General features: G+C 66.2%; 7 protein-coding genes. 5 read left to right on the top strand and 2 right to left on the bottom strand.

All coding sequences use genetic code 11. The annotated features are described in order from the left end of the window. Window positions 1-19 precede the first annotated feature (19 nt). Both QQS53_RS01290 and QQS53_RS01285 read right to left on the bottom strand, forming a co-directional pair. On the bottom strand, window positions 20-1,597 hold the full coding sequence (locus tag QQS53_RS01290) for a peptide ABC transporter substrate-binding protein (protein ID WP_472774176.1): 1,578 nt from the start codon (window positions 1,595-1,597) through the stop codon (window positions 20-22). Between the two features lie 379 nt (window positions 1,598-1,976). Further along, a complete protein-coding gene (locus tag QQS53_RS01285) occupies window positions 1,977-4,370 on the bottom strand; it encodes a DUF262 domain-containing protein (RefSeq protein WP_472774175.1) in 2,394 nt (797 codons plus the stop codon). A gap of 309 nt (window positions 4,371-4,679) precedes the next feature. Between QQS53_RS01285 and QQS53_RS01280 the strand changes: the two genes are divergently transcribed. The 5 genes from QQS53_RS01280 (at window position 4,680) to QQS53_RS01260 (ending at window position 18,634) form a co-directional block, all read left to right on the top strand. Next, the gene (locus QQS53_RS01280; RefSeq protein ID WP_472774174.1) at window positions 4,680-5,684 is read left to right on the top strand and encodes an ABC transporter ATP-binding protein; all 1,005 of its coding nucleotides are present in this window, start codon (window positions 4,680-4,682) and stop codon (window positions 5,682-5,684) included. 43 nt (window positions 5,685-5,727) lie between these two features. Then, window positions 5,728-6,792, top strand: coding sequence for an ABC transporter substrate-binding protein (locus QQS53_RS01275; RefSeq protein WP_472774173.1), 1,065 nt, complete (start codon window positions 5,728-5,730; stop codon window positions 6,790-6,792). Window positions 6,793-6,870: 78 nt separating this feature from the next. Next, window positions 6,871-8,643 carry an ABC transporter permease gene (locus QQS53_RS01270; RefSeq protein WP_472774172.1) on the top strand — a complete coding sequence of 591 codons (1,773 nt, stop codon included), beginning with the start codon at window positions 6,871-6,873 and terminating at the stop codon, window positions 8,641-8,643. Continuing rightward, window positions 8,640-9,284, top strand: a complete 645-nt coding sequence (locus QQS53_RS01265; protein ID WP_472774171.1) for a metallophosphoesterase family protein — start codon at window positions 8,640-8,642, stop codon at window positions 9,282-9,284. The genes QQS53_RS01270 and QQS53_RS01265 overlap by 4 nt, the downstream gene beginning before the upstream one ends. A gap of 236 nt (window positions 9,285-9,520) precedes the next feature. Beyond that, window positions 9,521-18,634 (top strand): fatty acid synthase subunit beta domain-containing protein, encoded by a 9,114-nt coding sequence (locus QQS53_RS01260; RefSeq protein ID WP_472774170.1) that lies wholly within the window; start codon window positions 9,521-9,523, stop codon window positions 18,632-18,634. Window positions 18,635-18,878: the final 244 nt, after the last annotated feature.

The raw sequence follows: 18,878 nt of genomic DNA, 5'->3' as shown, positions 1-18,878 counted from the left end.
CTACCTAGTGCCGGAATGACTACTGCTTGGTGATCTCGTAGTACAGCGGCTGCTGCTTCCAACTGAACGTGACGTTGTCGACGTTCTCGGAGTAACCGCCCGTGGTGTTCGGGTACCACAGAGGAATAGCAGGCAGGTCGTTCAAGAGAATCTCTTGGGCCTCGTTGAACTTCTTCTGAGCTTCTTCGCTGCTATCAGCGGTCGCTGCCTCGTCCATCAGGCTGTCGAACTCTTCACTCGAATAGTCACCGTCATTGGAACTACCACCCGTGTAGTAGAGCGGCGACAAGAAATTGCCAATGGACGGGTAGTCGGCCTGCCAACCGGTTCGGTACGCGCTCTCGATAGTGCGGTTCGTAATTTCGTCACGTAGAGACTTGAAGTCGGGGTACGGCTGCCCGATAGCCTCGATACCTAGGTTGTTCTTGATCGAGTTCGCCACGGCATCTACCCACGCCTTGTGACCGCCGTCAGAGTTGTAGGCGATTTCCAAGCTGGGCGAGGAGAACTCACTAATCTCGTCCGCCTTAGCCCACAGCTCCTTCGCCTTTTCGGGATCGTATTCGAGGTTTTCCTTGCCCTCAATGGAATCGTCGTATCCGGGAAGGACGGGCGAGGAGAATTCAGTCGCCGGGGTGCGCGTGCCCTTGAAGATGGTGTCCGTGATTTCTTCGCGGTCGATGGCGTGGGAGATAGCCTGCCGACGCAAGATTCCTTCTTCGCCATCAAAGTGCTCAAGGTTCTGGCCCAGAGTGAAGGACTGGAAACCGGCATAAGGTTCATTAACCGCACGGTCTCCTAGGTCCTGCTCGAACACGGAAAACGCAGAGTCTGGGACGGTCTCGAGCACGTCGAGATTTCCCGACAACAAATCGGAGTACGCAGCATCCATGGTCGGATGGAAAATGAACTGGACGCCATCATTCTGCGGCTTGCGGTCACCGTCGTATTCCTCGTTCGGGACGACGGTTGCATCTTGGTTGTGATTCCACTGGTCAAGCTTGTACGGACCATTACCGATCGGGTTCTGCCCAAAGGAATCCATGTCCTCTAGCGCGGATTTGTGCAACGGATAGAACGCGGAGTATCCCAGCTGTTGAGGGAAGTCGACCTCCGGCTGACTGAGCGTGACTTTAAACGTCATGTCGTCAACAATTTCGAGCCCTTCCATCGACTCAACACCCTCTTCATAGCCCTTGATCGAGCTAAAGAACGAAGCGTTGAGCTGATCATTTGCAACCGCGTAGTTCCAGGCATCAACGAAATTCTTTGCGGTCAGCGGGGAGCCATCGGAAAAATTCGACTCGCGCAGTTTAATGGTGAACTCGGTGTTGTCGTCGTTGGCGTCAATAGACTCTGCCAGCTCGTTGTGAGTCTCCCCTTCAGCGTCGTAATAGACCAGGCCAGCGTAGATGGAATCGACAATGCGCCCACCGCCGGTTTCGTTGGTATTTGCTGGGATTAGGGGATTTTGTGGTTCAGTGCCGTTTGCAAGTACGTAGTTGCCTCCGGCGGATGGTCCGTCACTCCCACAAGCAGCCAACCCAAGGGTCAGGGAACCGGCTGCCAGGGTGGCAATGATCTTCTTAACTGTCATAGGGGGAGATACCTCCACGCTTTGGATGCAACCCTGCCACTCGGGATAACAGCAACTGGGCTGCACCGGCATTTTCATGAGACTAACCTGTGATGAGGTTGCACTCTAAGCTACCGTGTGTAGCCAGTCACAGTGACTTGTTTCATGAAAATAGCGTAGAAAATTAGCAAAACCCGGCAAAGAGGCGTTTCAAGATATTCCAAAGCTCTGTGACGTGGATAAATACTTCCGCCCAATCAACCATTAGCCACCCCCGTTAAGGGGGTTCTACTAGCGCTAGGTCACAGTTTGCGAGCTCTCTCCGCTTAAAAACATCAGGACTTTACCCCTTTTCAGTTCATAGCGAAGTTAGACGTTGAACCCGGCGCAGTAATTAGACCTATTTAAATCGTTTCAGCTGCCTCAGCAATGCCGATACAGTGCCATTGACAACCGCCTTGCGGTACTGCCCTACGAGCAGTTTGTCGACGTCAACCAGCGACCGGAAAGCCGCCCCGACTTCCTCCGGCTCAAGCTCTGACTCAGTCGCTTCCGCGAGCAGATTCCCCGTATCCCGCGTGGGTAGTGGCTCGGGAAAATGGCTTGCCATTGCACCTTCAAGCCCATCACGCAGGGGAGCAATATCCTCTTCGGTAGCGTCCGTCCCCTCTAGCGCTTCGAGCTGCGGCAAGTACTTAATGACATCGGAGAAACGCCCTTCTTCCTCGGCTTCTTCTTCCCTAGCGGCTTCCGAGCGCAGAGTGAATATCAATTCATCTGGGTCCAAGTCGAGGTGAGCAAAAAGACTACGCAGAATCGTCATTTTGTCACGAGTGGAATTATGAGTCGTCACCCACAGCTCTGGAACAATTTCTTCCTGGTATCTATTGGCAGGCGTCGCCCCCGCAGTGAAACCGACTGAGGCTCCTGCTGCATACGCGAAGATGTCGTCCCTTCTCTGCGTCACGAAGTACTTAATCAAGGAGCGCATCAGTTCCCTGTAGCTGCTAACAGCCACAGACATCTCATCGAAGTCGTAGGCAACGATTCTCCGGTTGCTAAAGTCCGTGTCCTCCCCCATGGGAATCTGCGGCAGGGGTTCCCGCTTTGGCTCGAATTCGCTCGAAGGCATCGGCCAGTACTCCAAGGCGCGTTCAACCAAGTCATCGGTACGGCGGCGCATCTGGTCCACGCCCCACTCGTTTTCGGACTTTAACGATCGGTTGAGCCGGTAGGGAGAAGCGTCAAACCCCTCTTCAACCGTCTTCTTCAACTGGAACGAATAGTTGGAGTATTCGGAGTTATACCCAGTAACCGTCAGATTGCCGATACGGTGCAGCCAAGTCTGGTGAATTTCCTCGGCGTCCGGGCCCAAGGATGTTCGCCACTCCTTTGTGAGCGTTTGCGGCATAATGTGCTCGACGGACAAGTCTCCTCTTTCGAGTGCGCTCGCGATGTCCGCGGTATCCTTAGAAAATCCATTTTCCAGGCACTCGAAGAGATATCTCCGGTTCTGAGCGCGGAAGTTGTAGAAGTTCTTAGTCTTGAACGCCTCAGCGAATCTCTCGTCATCCGGAAACTCGCCCGAGGTTTTTGCGCGCCGGTAGAGAAGGAACGCAATCACATCAGCGATGGAAGCGTCCCCATGTCGAATTCTCCGAGCCTCGCTGTACAGGGTGGCAAAGATTTTATTAAGAGCATTTGTCGGCAAGCCCACCACAAGCCGCCGGAAAATATAGGAATCAATGAGCTCTACAGTCTTAGCAAAGTCGTCAGCGGAAATAACCCCTTCCCGATAGTCCGCCAACAATGGCATTAACGCCGGCATGGCCACCTCGTGCGGCGTAAGATTTAATCGACGCAGTCGCTTGTCTGCGTAGGGCACCCCTGTCTGCGCGGAGTTGAGATCTCGGAAGTACTCCGAATAGTCGCGCATCAAACGCAGAGTTACTTCTATTTCCTGCCTCTCATTCGCCAAGAACTTCTTGAAAGCGTCATACAACGCGTCAAAGCGGGGAGTCCGACGGGTGCGGGACACCAAGTACAAGCGAATAAAGGTATTCGTCTCGAAAGAGACGTTATGCTCGATCCGGTTCCAAAAGTCCTCGTACAGGCGGTTTTGTTCGTCAACGGGCTGCCCCATAAGGACCAAGTTACGAATCTTGTCCGCCTCGGTAAGACTCTTCCCTGTTGAATTCAAAGACTCAAAAATTCGTTGCGGCTCATCGTGCGGTTCTAGATCGAGAATCATCGCCTGTAGACGCCCGATGGCTTCCCAGAGCTCATCGCCGCTTAATTCACCGGCTGCGATCCGCTCGCGAAAATAGCGGTAGTTGGCGGTTGCGTTAGATCGCTCATTAAACTCCTGCCCGGTCAGTAGTCGCCGGTAAGAATCCATATCGTCTTTGACTGGCTTCAACTTGAGCTTCGGTTCTGCGACAGTGGAGCCGGAGTTTTCCAGATAGTTACGCCGCAGTCTTGCGGCCAACTCTGGGTCTTCCGATTCGACGTCCTCAGCATCGAGCGCATCCACCAAAGACAAGATAAGCAAGCTAACGGTAGTGATACGTTGCTGACCATCGATGACAACCCACCGAAATTTAGTCTCCGGGTTCCCCACGACTGCACCGAAGAAATGTTTTAGACGCCGCTGTTTGATGACGTCAACAAGGTCATCAAACAATCTAGAGCACTGTTCTTCACTCCAGTCGTAGTTGCGTTGGTAGACGGGGATAACAAGCTCCGTGTCGTTGCCGTCAAATATCCGAACAATGTCCTTTACGTCGCCTCTCATACTTGCCAATTATGCCTGAACCTAAACCGACGTCGGGTCAAGTGCCTCCCTGCGACCAATACCAGTAGGCAAATGGCTTTCGCTTCATACCCCCGAGTGCACGAAAGACCTCCTATACCTCGGCCATCTGTACGCCACAAGGCCATTATCTTGCCGGCGGGACCTTCAGCAACACACTCGCAACCTAGTGTTCACGTTATCTACATAACTGCTTAGTAGTTTCGAAACCTAAGCACTTTAAGATTCTCGCGTACTTACACGCCCAATCTGAGGGGTCGGTGCGGCTCTTCAGTGATGAGAATCCTGACTATGACTGCTTCACCACTATCTGCCCAGACCGAGCTCCAGCCGTATATCCGGCTTGCTGGGGTGCGCCGCGAGTTCGCGGACGGGACGGGGCTGCGCGCTACTGATTTGTCGATTGGGGGCGGGGAGTTCGTCTCCGTGCTGGGGCCGTCGGGGTGCGGCAAGTCGACGTTGCTGCGGTGCATCGCGGGGCTGGAAACGCCGGATGCGGGCACGATTTCCTTCGGCGAGCGCGAGGTCTTTTCAGGCTCGGTGAATGTGCCGGTCAACAAGCGCAACCTGTCGATGGTCTTCCAGGACTTGGCGCTGTGGCCGCACATGAGCGTGGCCGGGAACGTGGAATTCCCGCTGACCACCGCCGGGGCGGCCAACAAGCTGGGCGCGGCCGAGCGTCAGGCCGCGGTGGACAAGGCGCTGGAAATGGTCGGCATCCAGTCCAAGGCGCAGGCCCGGCCCCAGCAGCTGTCCGGCGGGCAGCAGCAGCGCGTGGCGATTGCGCGGGCGTTGGTCTCCAGCCCGGATGTGCTGCTGATGGATGAGCCGCTCTCCGCGCTGGATGCTGCACTGCGGGTCCAGATCCGCAACGAGCTGACCCAGCTGGCCTACGAGCTGGGCCTGACGGTCATCTACGTCACCCACGACCAGGCGGAGGCACTGGCCATGTCGGACCGGGTGGTGGTGATGAACGCCGGCAACGTCGAGCAATTCGATGACCCAGTGACCATCTATGACGCCCCGGCCACCAAGTTCGTCGCCGGCTTCGTGGGCGTGATGAACCGGCACGAGTCGCTACCGGACACCCGGCCGGAGGACGTGCAGGTATCAACCAGCCCGGACGCGGACGTCGGGGCGGGGAGGCTGCCCGCCACGGTGCTCAGTGCCCACTACGTCGGCGGCCGCTACGAGGTGCGCTGCGCCCTCGACGGCGCGGAGGAGCCCTGGCTGGTCTACGCGCGCGAGCGCTGCCGCCGCGGCGACACCATCTACCTGGCCCTGCCGGACCGGTAGCTTGCCCCGAACCACCAATTCACAACCCATGGAGATTCCCATCATGTTTAAGCCCAAATTCGTTTCCGCCCTCGCCGCGCTGACCGGCGGCGCCCTGCTGCTGACCGGCTGCGGCTCGGTCGAGTCCGCCAATGAGAACACCGAGTCCGAGAACAACGCCGCCTCCAGCGCCGAGGAATGGCAGGCCCCGGAGGGCCTGTCCGGCGAGCTGGACTACTACTCCGCCAACCCGCAGGGGCTGACCGATGCCCTGGTGGAGGCCTTCGAGGACAAGACCGACGTGAAGGTCAACGTCTTCGCGGACACCACCGGCAAGATCACCGCCAAGCTGAAGGCGGAGGAGGCCAACCCGCAGGCCGACGTGGTCTACCTGGCGTCCTGGTCCGCGGCCGCCAAGCAGGACGAGTCCGGGGCGCTGGAAGAGTACGCGCCGGAGGGCATCGACAAGGCAAACCCGAAGTGGAACTCGGAAAACGACACCTTCCACGGCCGCGACGGCTCCGCGCTGGCGCTGGTGGTCAACAACAACGTCGTGGATGAGGCCCCGGCGGATTGGGAGGACCTCACCGACGAAAAATACAAGGACCAGGTCATCATGCCGGACCCGCGCGAGTCCGGCACCGCCGCGGATCTCATCACCGCCATGGTCAATGAGAAGGGCAAGGACGCCACCTGGGAGCTGTTCGAGAAGCTCTTCGACAACGGCATGGTCATCCAGGGCGCCAACGGCGAGGCCCTGGACCAGGTCACGGGCGGGTCCCGGGGCATCGTCATGGGCGGGGTGGACTACTCCGCCTACTCCGCCCAGGACAAGGGCGAGGCCCTGGACGTCATCATCCCGTCCTCGGGCACCACGGTCACCCCGCGCCCCGTGATGATCCTCAACTCCACGGACAACAAGGAAGCCGCCGAGGCCTTCGTCGACTTCATGTTCTCCGAGGAGGCACAGGAGATCTCCGCGTCCAAGAACATGATCCCGGCCCACCAGGACGTCGAGCCGAAGAACGGCCCGGCCCTGGACGACATCAAGCAGCTGGACGATGACTGGTCCTCTATCGCGGATGCCTCCGGCGACATCAAGGACGAATTCGTCGAGCGCTTCCTCTAATTGGTCCACCGTTTTCGGTAGCGCACTCTCCCCCTTCCACCGCACCCATTCACTCATCTCACCAAGCGAGCAGAGCACATGACACCCACCACCCACACGCCACACCAGCCGGCAGGCCGCCGGCCGGGTCGGGCTAGCGCGGACCGTTCTGGTCGTGCCGGCGGTACTGCGCGTGCGGGCGGCTGGTCGCGCGCGGGCGGCTGGGGCATCTACCCGGTGCTGCTGGTCCTGCTGGTGCTGGTGGCCGCGCCGCTGGTGGCGGTGTTAAGCGGCGCGGTCTTCGGCTACCGGGACGAGCCCTCCGCCCTGGGGGACCTGGCTGATCCGGACACACTGCGTGTGCTGTTCAACACCGTGCAGCTGTCCGTGCTGGTGGTGGTCTTCGCCACGGTATTCGCCGCGCCCCTGGCGCTGCTGCGGGCGTGGACGCCGCTGAAAAAGCACGAGTGGATGGAGGTCTTCATCCTCATCCCGTTTATGACCCCGCCGTTCGCCTCCGCCCTGGCGTGGATGGATTTCACCCGCCTGGGCGGGGTGGCGGACCTGCTCTTCGGCAAGACCGTGGGCAAGCTGGCTCACGATGCCATCTACTCCGTCGGCGGCATGGCCTTCATCATGGCCGCGGAGCTCTTCCCCTTCCTCTACCTCATCCTGCGCAACTGCTTTAGCTCCATTTCCGCCTCCCACCTGGAGGCCGCCCAGGTCGCCGGCGCCAGCACCTGGCAGCAGTTCACGCGCGTGGTCGCTCCCCTGGTAGTCGGGCCCTATTCGCTGGGCGCGCTCATCGTCTTCATCAAGGCCGCCGGCGAGTTCGGCACCCCGGTCACGCTGGGCAACGCCATCGGCTACCCGGTGCTGGTCTCCTCCATCTACCAGGACGTGACCATCGACCCGCTGAACTTCTCCTCCGCCGCGGCGTCCTCCTCCGTGCTCTTCGCCCTGGGCGTTGCTGCCTGGGCCTTCCAGCAGTGGATTGCGCGCAAGGATCTCACCGGCGGCGGGCGCGTGGCCCGGCAGGTGCACCTGCGCCTGTCCGGCCCCGGCAAGGTTGTTGCCTGGCTCTACTGCGCCCTGGTCTTTTCGGGCTCGGTCATCATCCCGTACATCGCCATCATCTTGTCCGCGATGACCATCCTGCGCTCCCAGCCGCCCACACCGGACAACCTGACCTTCGACTACTTCGGCATCGTGCTGTCCACACCCTCGGCCCAGGAGGCGCTGCTGCGCAGCATCACGCTGGGCGCTATCGGCGCGTGCACGGCGGTGCTGTTGGCGCTGCTGGTCACGCTGGTGGGCCGAGCGGCGGCGCGCTCGCGACACCGCCTGCCGGCGCGGGTGACGGACTTCTTCGCCGTCGCGCCGGATACCGTGCCGGGCATCGTCCTGGCTATCGGCTTTATCCTGCTGTGGAACTCGCCGCGGCTGCCGTGGTCGCCGTACGGCACCCAGGTCATCCTGATCATGGCCTTCAGCGTGCTCTTTTTGCCCATGGCCGTCCAGAACATCAAGACCTCCGCGGGGGCGATCTCCCCGACGGTCTACGAGGCCGCGCAGGTGGCCGGCGCCAGCGGCGGGCAGACGCTGTGGCGCATTACCCTGCCGCTGCTGGCCCCCGGGCTCTTCGCCGGCTGGATCCTGGCTTTCTTCGTGGGCATCCGCGAGCTGGTGATGTCCTCGCTGATTAGGCCGTCCAATATCAACCTGCTGGCGCCGTGGATCATGAACCAGTTCGACCAGGGCCACCGGGCCGAAGCCATGGCCATGACGCTCATCGGCGTGGGCACCTCCACCGTCGTGCTGGTGCTGACCAACCTCTGGCAGGCCCGCCGGGCGAAGCGGGTGGCGGCATGAGTGTACTGGTCCTGGGCGATATCCACCTCGGCCTGCCCGCCGCCCCGGGCCTGGACTGGGCGGTGAGCATGCTGGAGGCCGGCGCGCGGGCGGGCGCGGAAGGCTTCATCTGCGCCGGCGATGTCATCGACCGCGCGCACTACACCGCGGACACCTACGGGGAGGTCACGGCCTTCTTCGAGCGCGCGGTGGAGCTTCTCGGCCCGGTGCATTTCATCGCCGGCAACCACGACACCCACCACGATCTCACCCTGCCGCGCGGGGTGGTAGTACACGAGGCGCACCCGCATTCCTTCCGCTACCACGGCATGACCGTGCACACCGCCGCGGTGGCCCAGGATCCGGATCCGCGCAGCGTGGTTACCGGCTTCCCGGCCCGGGGCAGCGTGCCCGGCCCGCACCTGGGGGTGTTGCACACCAGCCTGACCGGCGACTACAGCCGCAAGCCCTGCCTGCCGGCGACCGTGGAGGATCTGACCCAGCTGGGCTACGACGCCTGGGTGCTAGCCCACGTCCACCGCCCCATCGAGCTGCACCAGGACCCCTTCATCGGCTGGGTCGGCATGGGCAGCGCGCTGCTGGTCGCCGCCGCTAAAGAAGGCGTCGAGGTCGCCCGCCTAGGCGCTGCCGCCGCGCAGTAGCTGGGGCAGCTAGGCCCGGCGGATCCGTGGCCGGGTGTGCGAGGCAGTCACCCGCCCCCAAAATATGAGTAATTACTCACATTTCGCGCGTGGCGGTACGCCTGCGGCTGTGGGATGGGTTACTGTGTCTAGACCGCATTGATTTCCTATTGCTAACCACATCGTTTCCAGCAACAGGAGAAGTTGGTGCCGCACAAGTTGTTGCCAAATCCAGAAAAATCGAGGTAGACACCTATATGTCTTTGACTCCCTTGTTGACGTTAAACGCCGCTGAGACCTCACCGGCCCTCCTTTTCGCCGGCCAAGGTTCCCCCTGGCAAGAGGCAGTGGCCGCCGCCGGGGCGAGCCCGCAGGCGGAGCAGTTGACCGGGTTGCTCGCCCAGGTGCGCGTGTCCGCCGGGCCGGTGGCCCGGGCCATCGCCTCCACCTGCCCGGGCGTGTTCGAGCGCCTGGAGTCCCTGCTGAACAGCCCGGAGTCCACCAGCGCGGAGGCCGCGGCCGCGGACAAGCCCGGCGCGCCGGCGGCCGAGGCCGTCGACGCGGACGCCTTCCCGGCCTACTCGGTACCGGGCATCGTCCTGGGCCAGATCGCCGCCGTGGGCCAGCTGCGGGACCTCGGCCTGAACGTGGACAAGGCGCAGACCGCCGGCCACTCGCAGGGGTCCCTGGGCGCGGCCGCGGTGAACAACCCGCAGGACGCCCTACTGCTGGCCGTACTCATGGGCACCGCCGCGGCCCAGGTCCACGGCGCGCACGACACCCGCAGCCACATGCTCTCCATCCGGGGCCTGGACCGCGCGCAGGTGGATAAGCACCTGGCAGGCTCAGCGGCCGTGGCGGTGGTCAACGGCCGGCGCCACGTCGTCATCGCGGGCTGCCCGGAGGACCTGGCCGCCACGCAGACGGCCATTACCACCGCGGCCGCCGCCTTCAACGAGCGCCTGGAATCCCGCGAATTCGGCGGCGACGAGCTCGCCCCCGTCTTCGACTACCTGCCGGTGGCCCTGCCCTTCCACCACGCCAGCCTGGCCGGCGCCGTCGAGCGCACCGTCGAGTTCGCGGGCCTGTGCGGGCTCGACCAGGACTTCGCCCGCACGCTCGCCCAGCAGATCCTGGTCGACGAGCACGACTGGCCCGCCACCGTCGCCGCCCTGGACGCCGACTACTTGCTGAGCCTGGACAAGGGCCTGACCAAGCTGACCCAGCCGCTGGTGGCCGGCACCGGCGTGGCCATCGTGGACGCCACCACCGCGGCGGCGCGCAACGCGCTGGCCACCCCGGGCACCGCGCTGCCGGAGGGCACGGACTACTCCGAGTTCGCCCCGCGCCTGGTGCGCCTGCCGGACGGCGGCGTCTACACCCAGACGCGCTTTTCCGCCGCCACGGGCCTATCCCCCATCATGCTGGGCGGGATGACGCCGACCTCGGCGGACGCGGACATCGTCGCCGCGGCCGCCAACGCCGGCCACTGGACCGAGCTGGCCGGCGGCGGCATGTACTCGGACGAGGTCTTCACCGAACACCGCAAGAACCTGGAGGCGCAGCTCAAGCCGGGCCGCACCGCCCAGTTCAACACCATGTTCTTCGACCGCTTCCTGTGGAACCTGCAGTTCGGGCAGGCGCGCATCGTGCCCAAGGCCCGCGCGGCCGGCGCCCCGTTCAACGGCGTGTGTGTCTCCGCCGGCATCCCGGAGGTCGACGAGGCCACTGAGCTGCTCGACCAGCTGCACGCGGACGGCTTCCCCTTCGTCTCCTTCAAGCCGGGCACGGCCCGCCAGATCCAGGACACCCTCAAGATCGCGGCCACCAACCCGGACTCGGTCATCCTCATGCAGGTCGAGGACGGCCACGCCGGCGGCCACCACTCCTGGGTCAACCTGGACGACATGCTGCTGGCCACCTACGCCGATATCCGCGCCCACCGCAACGTGCTGCTGGCCGTCGGCGGCGGCATCTCCTCCCCGGAGCGCGCCGCGACCTACCTGACCGGCACCTGGTCCACCGCCTACAACCTGCCGGCCATGCCCGTCGATGCCGTCTTCATCGGCACCGTCGCCATGGCCACCAAGGAGGCCAAGGCCACCGACTCCGTCAAGCAGCTGCTGGTCGACACCCCCGGCGTGACCCCTGACGACAACGGCGGCTGGGTCGGCCGCGGCCAGGGCACCGGCGGCGTGGCCTCCTCCCAGTCCCACCTGCTGGCCGACATCCACGACCTGGACAACTCCTTCGCCAAGGCCTCCCGGCTGATCACCTCCCTGCCCATCGAGGACTACGACGCCTGGCGCGACGACATCATCGCCGCGCTGGCCAAGACCTCGAAGCCCTACTTCGGCGACGTGGAGACCATGACCTATGCCGAGTGGGTCAACCGCTTCGTCGAGCTGGCCCACCCCTTTGCCGATCCCAGCTGGGACGACCGCTTCCTCGACCTGCTGCACCGCATCGAGGCGCGCCTGAACCCCGCCGATCACGGCGAGATCGACACCCTTTTTGCCACCGTCGCGGACGTCGCCGACGCCCCGGCCGCGGCCGCCCGGCTGCTGGAGGCCTACCCGGAGGCCCACGAGGTGCAGGTCTCGCCGCGCGATGCCGCCTGGTGGATCTCCCTGCACTACAAGCACGTCAAGCCCATGCCGTGGGTGCCCGCCATCGATGGCGATCTCAAGACTTGGTTCGGCAAGGACACCCTCTGGCAGGCCCAGGACGATCGCTACACCGCCGACCAGGTCCGCATCATCCCGGGCCCGGTGGCCGTGGCCGGCATCACCAAGCTCAACGAGCCCGTCGCCGAGCTGCTCGCCCGCTTCGAGCAGGGCACCACGGAGACCCTGGAGTCCGCCGGCCAGCAGCCGGCCGAGGCGTTTTCCCGCCTGGCCGACGCCCGCGATGCCGCCGCCTTCCTGCGCGCCGCCCCCACCCTGGTCTGGCACGGCCACCTGATGGCCAACCCCGCCTACGAGATGGACCCGGACGCCTACGACCTCATCCAGGACGAGGACGGCAACTGGTCCATCCGCATTACCGCGGACTCCTACTGGGACAACCTGCCGGAGGCCGAGCGCCCCTTCTACGTCCGCGAGGTCACCGTCCCGGTGGACCTGCCGGCAGACGTGGCCACCGGCGGCTCCCCGGTCGTCTCCGACGAGCGCCTGCCCGACTCCGTCTTCGCCCTCCTGTCCGGCCTCGCCGGCGTTGGCTCCACCGCCGAGCAGGGCGACGAGATCACCGAGATGCCCCAGATCGTGCCGGGCTCTATCACCGAGTCGACCCCCTTCGGCGTCGCCCACTATTCCTTCCACCTGCCGGCCTCGCTCCTGTCCGCCCACACCGCCGTGACCGGCGCGGCGCTGCCGGTGAGCCCCCCGGCCGAGGAGGCATCGGCAAGCCCCGGCGCCGGGACCCCGGACGTGCTGGTCGGGCCCTGCTGGCCGGCCATCTACACCGCCCTGGGCTCCGGCCAGCTAGACGACGGCTACCCGGTCATCGAGGGCCTGCTCAACGCCGTCCACCTCAACCACGTCATCGACGTGCGCGTCCCCCTCGAGGAGCTGGCCGACGGCCGGCGCATCGACGTGACCTCCTGGTGCTCGGCCATCGAGGAGTCCAGCTCCGGGCGGATCGTCACCGTCGAGCTGGAGCTGCGCGACCACTCAAGCGGCGGGGTCGTGGCCACCCAGATGCAGCGCTTTGCCATCCGCGGCCGCGCCCACGGGCACAACCAGCCCAGCCCCGCCCCGGAGTGGGGCGGCGGCAAGTCCGCCACCAAGGTGGAGACCACCCCGCGCTCCTTCCTGGACCGCGCCGTGGTCACCGCCCCGGCGGATATGACCCCCTTCGCGCTGGTCTCCGGCGACTACAACCCGATCCACACCTCCGCCAACGCCGCCGGGCTGGTCGGCCTGTCCGCCCCGCTGGTGCACGGCATGTGGCTGTCTGCCACCGCCCAGCACCTGGCCGGGCGCCAGGGCCGCGTGGTGGGCTGGACCTACTCCATGTTCGGGATGGTCCAGCTCAACGACGCGATTGAGATCACCGTCGAGCGCGTCGGCCGCAAGGGCATCCACGCCGCCCTGGAGGTCACCTGCCGGATCGACGGCGAGGTCGTCTCCGTCGGCCAGGCGCTGCTGGCCCAGCCGCGCACCGCCTACGTCTACCCGGGCCAGGGCATCCAGGCCCCCGGCATGGGCCGCGGCGACCGCGACGCCTCCCCGGCCGCCCGCGAGATCTGGCGCCGCGCCGACCGGCACACCCGCGACCACCTCGGTTTTTCCATCCAGCAGGTCATCGACGACAACCCGACCGAGCTGACCGTGCGCGGCGAGGTCTTCCGCCACCCGCAGGGCGTGCTCCACCTGACCCAGTTCACCCAGGTCGCCCTGGCCGTGGTCGCCTACGCCCAGACCGAGCGCCTCCGCGAGGCCGACGCCCTGGCCTCCGGCTCCTACTACGCCGGCCACTCCCTGGGCGAGTACACCGCCCTGGCCTCCCTGGCCAACATCTTCGACCTCGAGGGTGTTATCGACATCGTCTACTCCCGCGGCTCCGCCATGGGCTCGCTGGTCCCGCGCGATGCCGAGGGCAACTCCAACTACGCCATGGCCGCGCTGCGCCCGAACATGGTGGGCATCCCGGCCGAGGAGGTCGCCGACTACGTCGCCGGCGTGGCCGAAGAAACCGGCGAGTTCCTGGAGATCGTGAACTACAACATCGCCGGCCAGCAGTACTCCGTGGCCGGCACCAAGGCCGGCCTGGCCGCGCTGTTAGAAAAGACCAACGCCATCAAGGACCGCGCCGTGGTGATGGTGCCCGGCATCGACGTGCCCTTCCACTCCCGCGTGCTGCGCGACGGCGTGCCGGCCTTCGCCGACAAGCTGGACGAGCTCCTGCCCGAACAGCTCGACCTGGTCGCCCTGGTCGGCCGCTACGTGCCGAACCTGGTAGCCCGCCCCTTCGAGCTGACCCAGGACTTCGTCGACGCCGTCGCCCCACTGGCCCCCTCCGGCCGCCTGGACGGGCTGCGCGTGGACGACATGGACGACAACCAGCTAGCCCGCCTGCTCATGATCGAGCTGTTGTCCTGGCAGTTCGCCTCCCCGGTGCGCTGGATCGAGACCCAGGAGCTGCTCTTTAGCCGCGTCGACCAGATCATCGAGGTCGGCCTGGCCAGCTCCCCGACGCTGACCAACCTGGCGCAGCGCTCCCTCGCCGTCGCCGGGCTAGAACTGCCCGTCTTCAACGTCGAGCGCGACCAGGACCAGGTCATGCTCGCCGACGTGCGCTCCGCCCCGGCCACCCCGGCGCCGGAAGAGGCCGCGGCCGCGGACTCTGACTCCGCTGCTGCGCCGGGTGAGCCGGCCGCTGCTGCTGAGCCCGCCGCTGCCCCGGCTCCGGCTCCGGCTGCGCCTGCCCAGCCTGCCGCCCCGGCCGCTGCCGCCCCGGAGCTGAACTTCGACGCCGCGCAGGCCATCATGGTGCTCTTCGCCTTCCAGAACAAGATCCGCCTGTCCCAGATCAACGACACGGACACCGTCGAAGAGCTGACCAACGGCGTGTCCTCGCGCCGCAACCAGCTGCTGATGGACATGTCGGCCGAAATCGGCGTGCCCGCCATCGACGGCGCCGCCGATGCCGACGTCGCCACCCTGCGCGAACGCGTCAACACCGCCGCGCCCGGCTACGCCGCCTTCGGCTCCGTGCTCACCGAGGCCATCGGCTCCCGCCTGCGCCAGCTCTTCGGCGCCGCCGGCCTGAAGCCGGCCTTCGTGGGCGAGTACGTCACCGGCACCTGGGGCCTGCCCGAGTCCTGGACCGCCTTCGTGGAGGCCGAAGTACTCCTGGGCACCCGCGCGGAGGACTCCGTGCGCGGCGGCAGCCTGGCCACCCTGCCGGATTCGGCCAGCTCCAAGTCCGCGGTCACCGATCTTCTGGACCAGGCCATCGAGGCCGTCGCAGCGGCTCATTCCGTTTCCGTCAGCAAGGGCGCGGCTAGCTCCGCTGCCGGCGGAGGCGTGGTGGACTCCGCCGCGCTGGAGGCCTACGCCGAGACCGTCACCGGCGACAACGGCGTGCTGGCCACCGCCGCGCGCCAGGTGCTCGACCAGCTGGGCCTGACCCCGCAGGAGACCACGCCCGAGGCCCCGGACACCACGCTCATCGAGGCCGTCGAGGCCGAGCTCGGCTCCGGCTGGCTCAAGCTGGTCACCCCGTCCTTCGACGCCAACCGCGCCGTCCTCTTCGACGACCGCTGGGCCAGCGCCCGCGAGGACATCGCCCGCATCGCCCTGGGCGAGGAAGACGCGGCCGACACCGCGGACCAGGACACCGCCCGCTTTACCGGCGCGGGCCAGACCGTCGCCGAGCAGGCCACCTGGTGGGCCGAGCACGGCGACCTGCCGGAGGCTGCCCAACGGCGCCTACGTGGCATCGCCAAGCTGGCGGGCCAAGAACCTGCCGGCGACTTTGCCGGCGAGGTCGCGCTGGTCACCGGCGCGGCGCCGGGCTCGATCGCCTCTGCCCTGGTGGAGGGCCTGCTGGCCGGGGGCGCGACGGTCATCATGACCGCCTCCCGTGTCAGCCAGTCCCGCAAGGAATTCGCCCGCCAGCTCTACGCCCGCCACGCCGCCCCGGGCGCGGCCCTGTGGCTGGTACCGGCCAACCTGTCCAGCTTCCGCGACGTGGATTCGCTCATCGAGTGGATCGGCACCGAGCAGCGCGAGTCCGTGGGCAACGAGGTCAAGGTCCTCAAGCCCGCGCTGACCCCGACGCTGGCCTTCCCCTTCGCCGCACCTTCGGTTTCCGGCTCGCTGGCCGATGCCGGCTCCGCCACCGAGAACCAAGCCCGCCTGCTGCTGTGGTCGCTGGAGCGCACCATCGCGGGCCTGAGCTCCCTAGCGCAGCAGGCCGTGGACACCCGCTGCCACGTCGTGCTGCCGGGCTCGCCGAACCGCGGCATGTTCGGCGGCGACGGCGCCTACGGCGAGGTCAAGGCCGCCCTCGATGCCATCCTGGCCAAGTGGAGCGCCGAAGCCGGCTGGCCGGCCGGCGTCACCCTGGCGCAGGCGAAGATCGGCTGGGTGGCCGGCACGCACCTGATGGGCGGCAACGACGGCCTGGTGCCCGCCGCCGAGGCCGCCGGCATCCACGTCTGGTCCCCGGCCGAGATCTCCGCGCAGCTGCTGGACCTGGCTTCCGCGCACAGCCGCGAGCGCGCCGCCCAGGCCCCGGTCGAGCTCGACCTGACCGGCGGGCTGGAGGGCGTGTCCCTGCGCGAGCTGGCCGAGAAGGCCGCCGCCTCCCAGCCGGCCGCGGAAGACGCGTTAGCCGAGGCACCCGCCACCATCACCGCCCTGCCCACCCCGGCGCGCCCGCAGCAGCCGGTGCTGGGCTCCACCCCGGACGAAGGCGTGGGCACCGTCACCACGGACCTGGATGACCTGGTGGTCATCGCCGGCGTGGGCGAGGTCAGCTCCTGGGGCTCGGGCCGCACCCGCTTCGAGGCCGAATACGGCTTGGACCGCGACGGCGGCGCCGAGCTGACCGCCGCGGGCGTGCTCGAACTGGCCTGGATGACCGGGCTGATCTCCTGGTCGGAGGACCCGCACCCGGGCTGGTTCGACGCCGAGGGCAACGAGGTCGCCGAGGAGGAGATCTACTCCCGCTTCCGCGACGAGGTCGTCGCGCGCGCCGGCGTGCGCACGCTCAGCGACAAGTACCACCTGGTCGACCAGGGCTCCATCGATCTCACCGAGGTCTTCCTGGACCGCGACATCACCTTCACCGTGCCCGACGAGCAGTCCGCCCGCGACATCGCCGCCGCCGACCCGGATTTCGTCCGCATCCAGCCGGCCGAGGACGAGTGGGAAGTCACCCGCCTTCAGGGCGCGCGCGTGCAGGTGCCGCGCAAGGCCACGCTGACGCGCACCATCGCGGCCCAGATGCCGGACAACTTCGACGCCTCCCGCTGGGGCATCCCGGACCACATGCTGGACTCGCTGGACCGCATGGCGGTCTGGAACCTGGTCACGGCCGTCGATGCCTTCACCCAGGCCGGCTTCAGCCCCACCGAGCTGCTCCAGGCCGTGCACCCGGGCCAGGTGGCCACGACGCAGGGCACCGGCATCGGCGGCATGGAGAGCCTGCACAAGGTCTTCGTCACCCGCTTCTTGGGCGGCGACCGGCCCAGCGACATCCTGCAGGAGGCGCTGCCGAACGTCATCGCGGCTCACACCATGCAGTCGCTGGTGGGCGGCTACGGCTCGATGATTCACCCCATTGGCGCCTGCGCCACCGCGGCCGTGTCCATCGAGGAGGGCGTGGACAAGATTGCCCTGGGCAAGGCCGATGTGGTCATCGCCGGCGGCATCGACGACGTGCAGGTCGAGTCCCTGACCGGCTTCGGCGACATGAACGCCACGGCGGAAACCGCCGCGATGCTGGACAAGGGCATCGACGGCCGGTTCATCTCCCGCGCCAACGACCGCCGCCGCGGCGGCTTCCTCGAGGGCGAGGGCGGCGGCACCGTCATCCTGGCCCGCGGCAGCCTGGCCGCCGAGCTCGGCCTGCCGGTCCACGCCGTGGTCGCGCACGCGGCCTCCTACGGCGACGGCGCGCACACGTCCATCCCGGCCCCGGGCCTGGGTGCGCTGGGTGCCGGCCGCGGCCGGGAGAACTCCCGCCTGGCCAAGTCGCTGCGCGGGCTGGGGCTTTCCCCCAACGATGTGAGCGTGCTGTCCAAGCACGACACCTCCACCAACGCCAACGACCCGAACGAGTCGGAGCTGCACTCGCTGCTCTGGCCGGCCATCGGCCGCGATGCCGACCAGCCGCTCTTCGTCATCTCGCAGAAGACCCTGACCGGCCACTCCAAGGCGGGTGCGGCCCTGTTCCAGACGGGCGGGCTCATCGACGTCTTCCGCACCGGCGTCCTGCCGGCGAACGTGTCGCTGGACTGCGTGGATCCGCTGATTGCGCCCAAGGCGAAGAACCTGGTCTGGCTGCGCAGCCCGCTGAACCTGGCGGCCGGCGGCCAGCCCGTCCGCGCGGCGGCGCTGACCTCCCTGGGCTTCGGGCACGTCGGCGCCCTGCTGGTCTACGCCCACCCCGGCGTCTTCTACGCCGCGGTCCGCCAACAGCAAGGCCCGGACGCCGCCGATGCCTGGCTGGCCCGCGCCAACCAGCGCCTAGCCCGCGGGCACGCCCACTTCGAGGCCGGCATGCTGGGCCGCGCCCCGCTGTTCGAGGTCATCGAGTCCCGCCGCCTGCCCGGCGAGTCCAAGCAGGCCGAGGCCGCCATGCTCCTGGACGAGAACGCGCGCCTCGGCGCGGACGGCTTCTACCCGGAGGCCTAGTTCTCTAGGTTCCCCGGTTGCCGGCGCCGCTCTGGCCGCTCTAGGCGCTCTAGCCGCTCTAGGCGCCACTACGAGAGTTCCGGACAAGTTTTGCCCTCCTGGGCGGGGTTCCAGCCCCAAACTTGCCCGGAACTCTCGTTTCTTGCCCGGGAAGCCCTAAGATGCCCTGGGCTGCCTTGGGATGACCCGGCTTCGGCCCGCGACGGCCCGCGCCAGCCCGCGACTGCCCGCGACGGATCCCGGC

The sequence above is a fragment of the Corynebacterium sp. 2571A genome, from assembly GCF_055700935.1.
The sequence above is the reverse complement of the archived record's forward strand: the minus strand, read 5'-3'. Positions and strand labels throughout refer to the sequence as shown.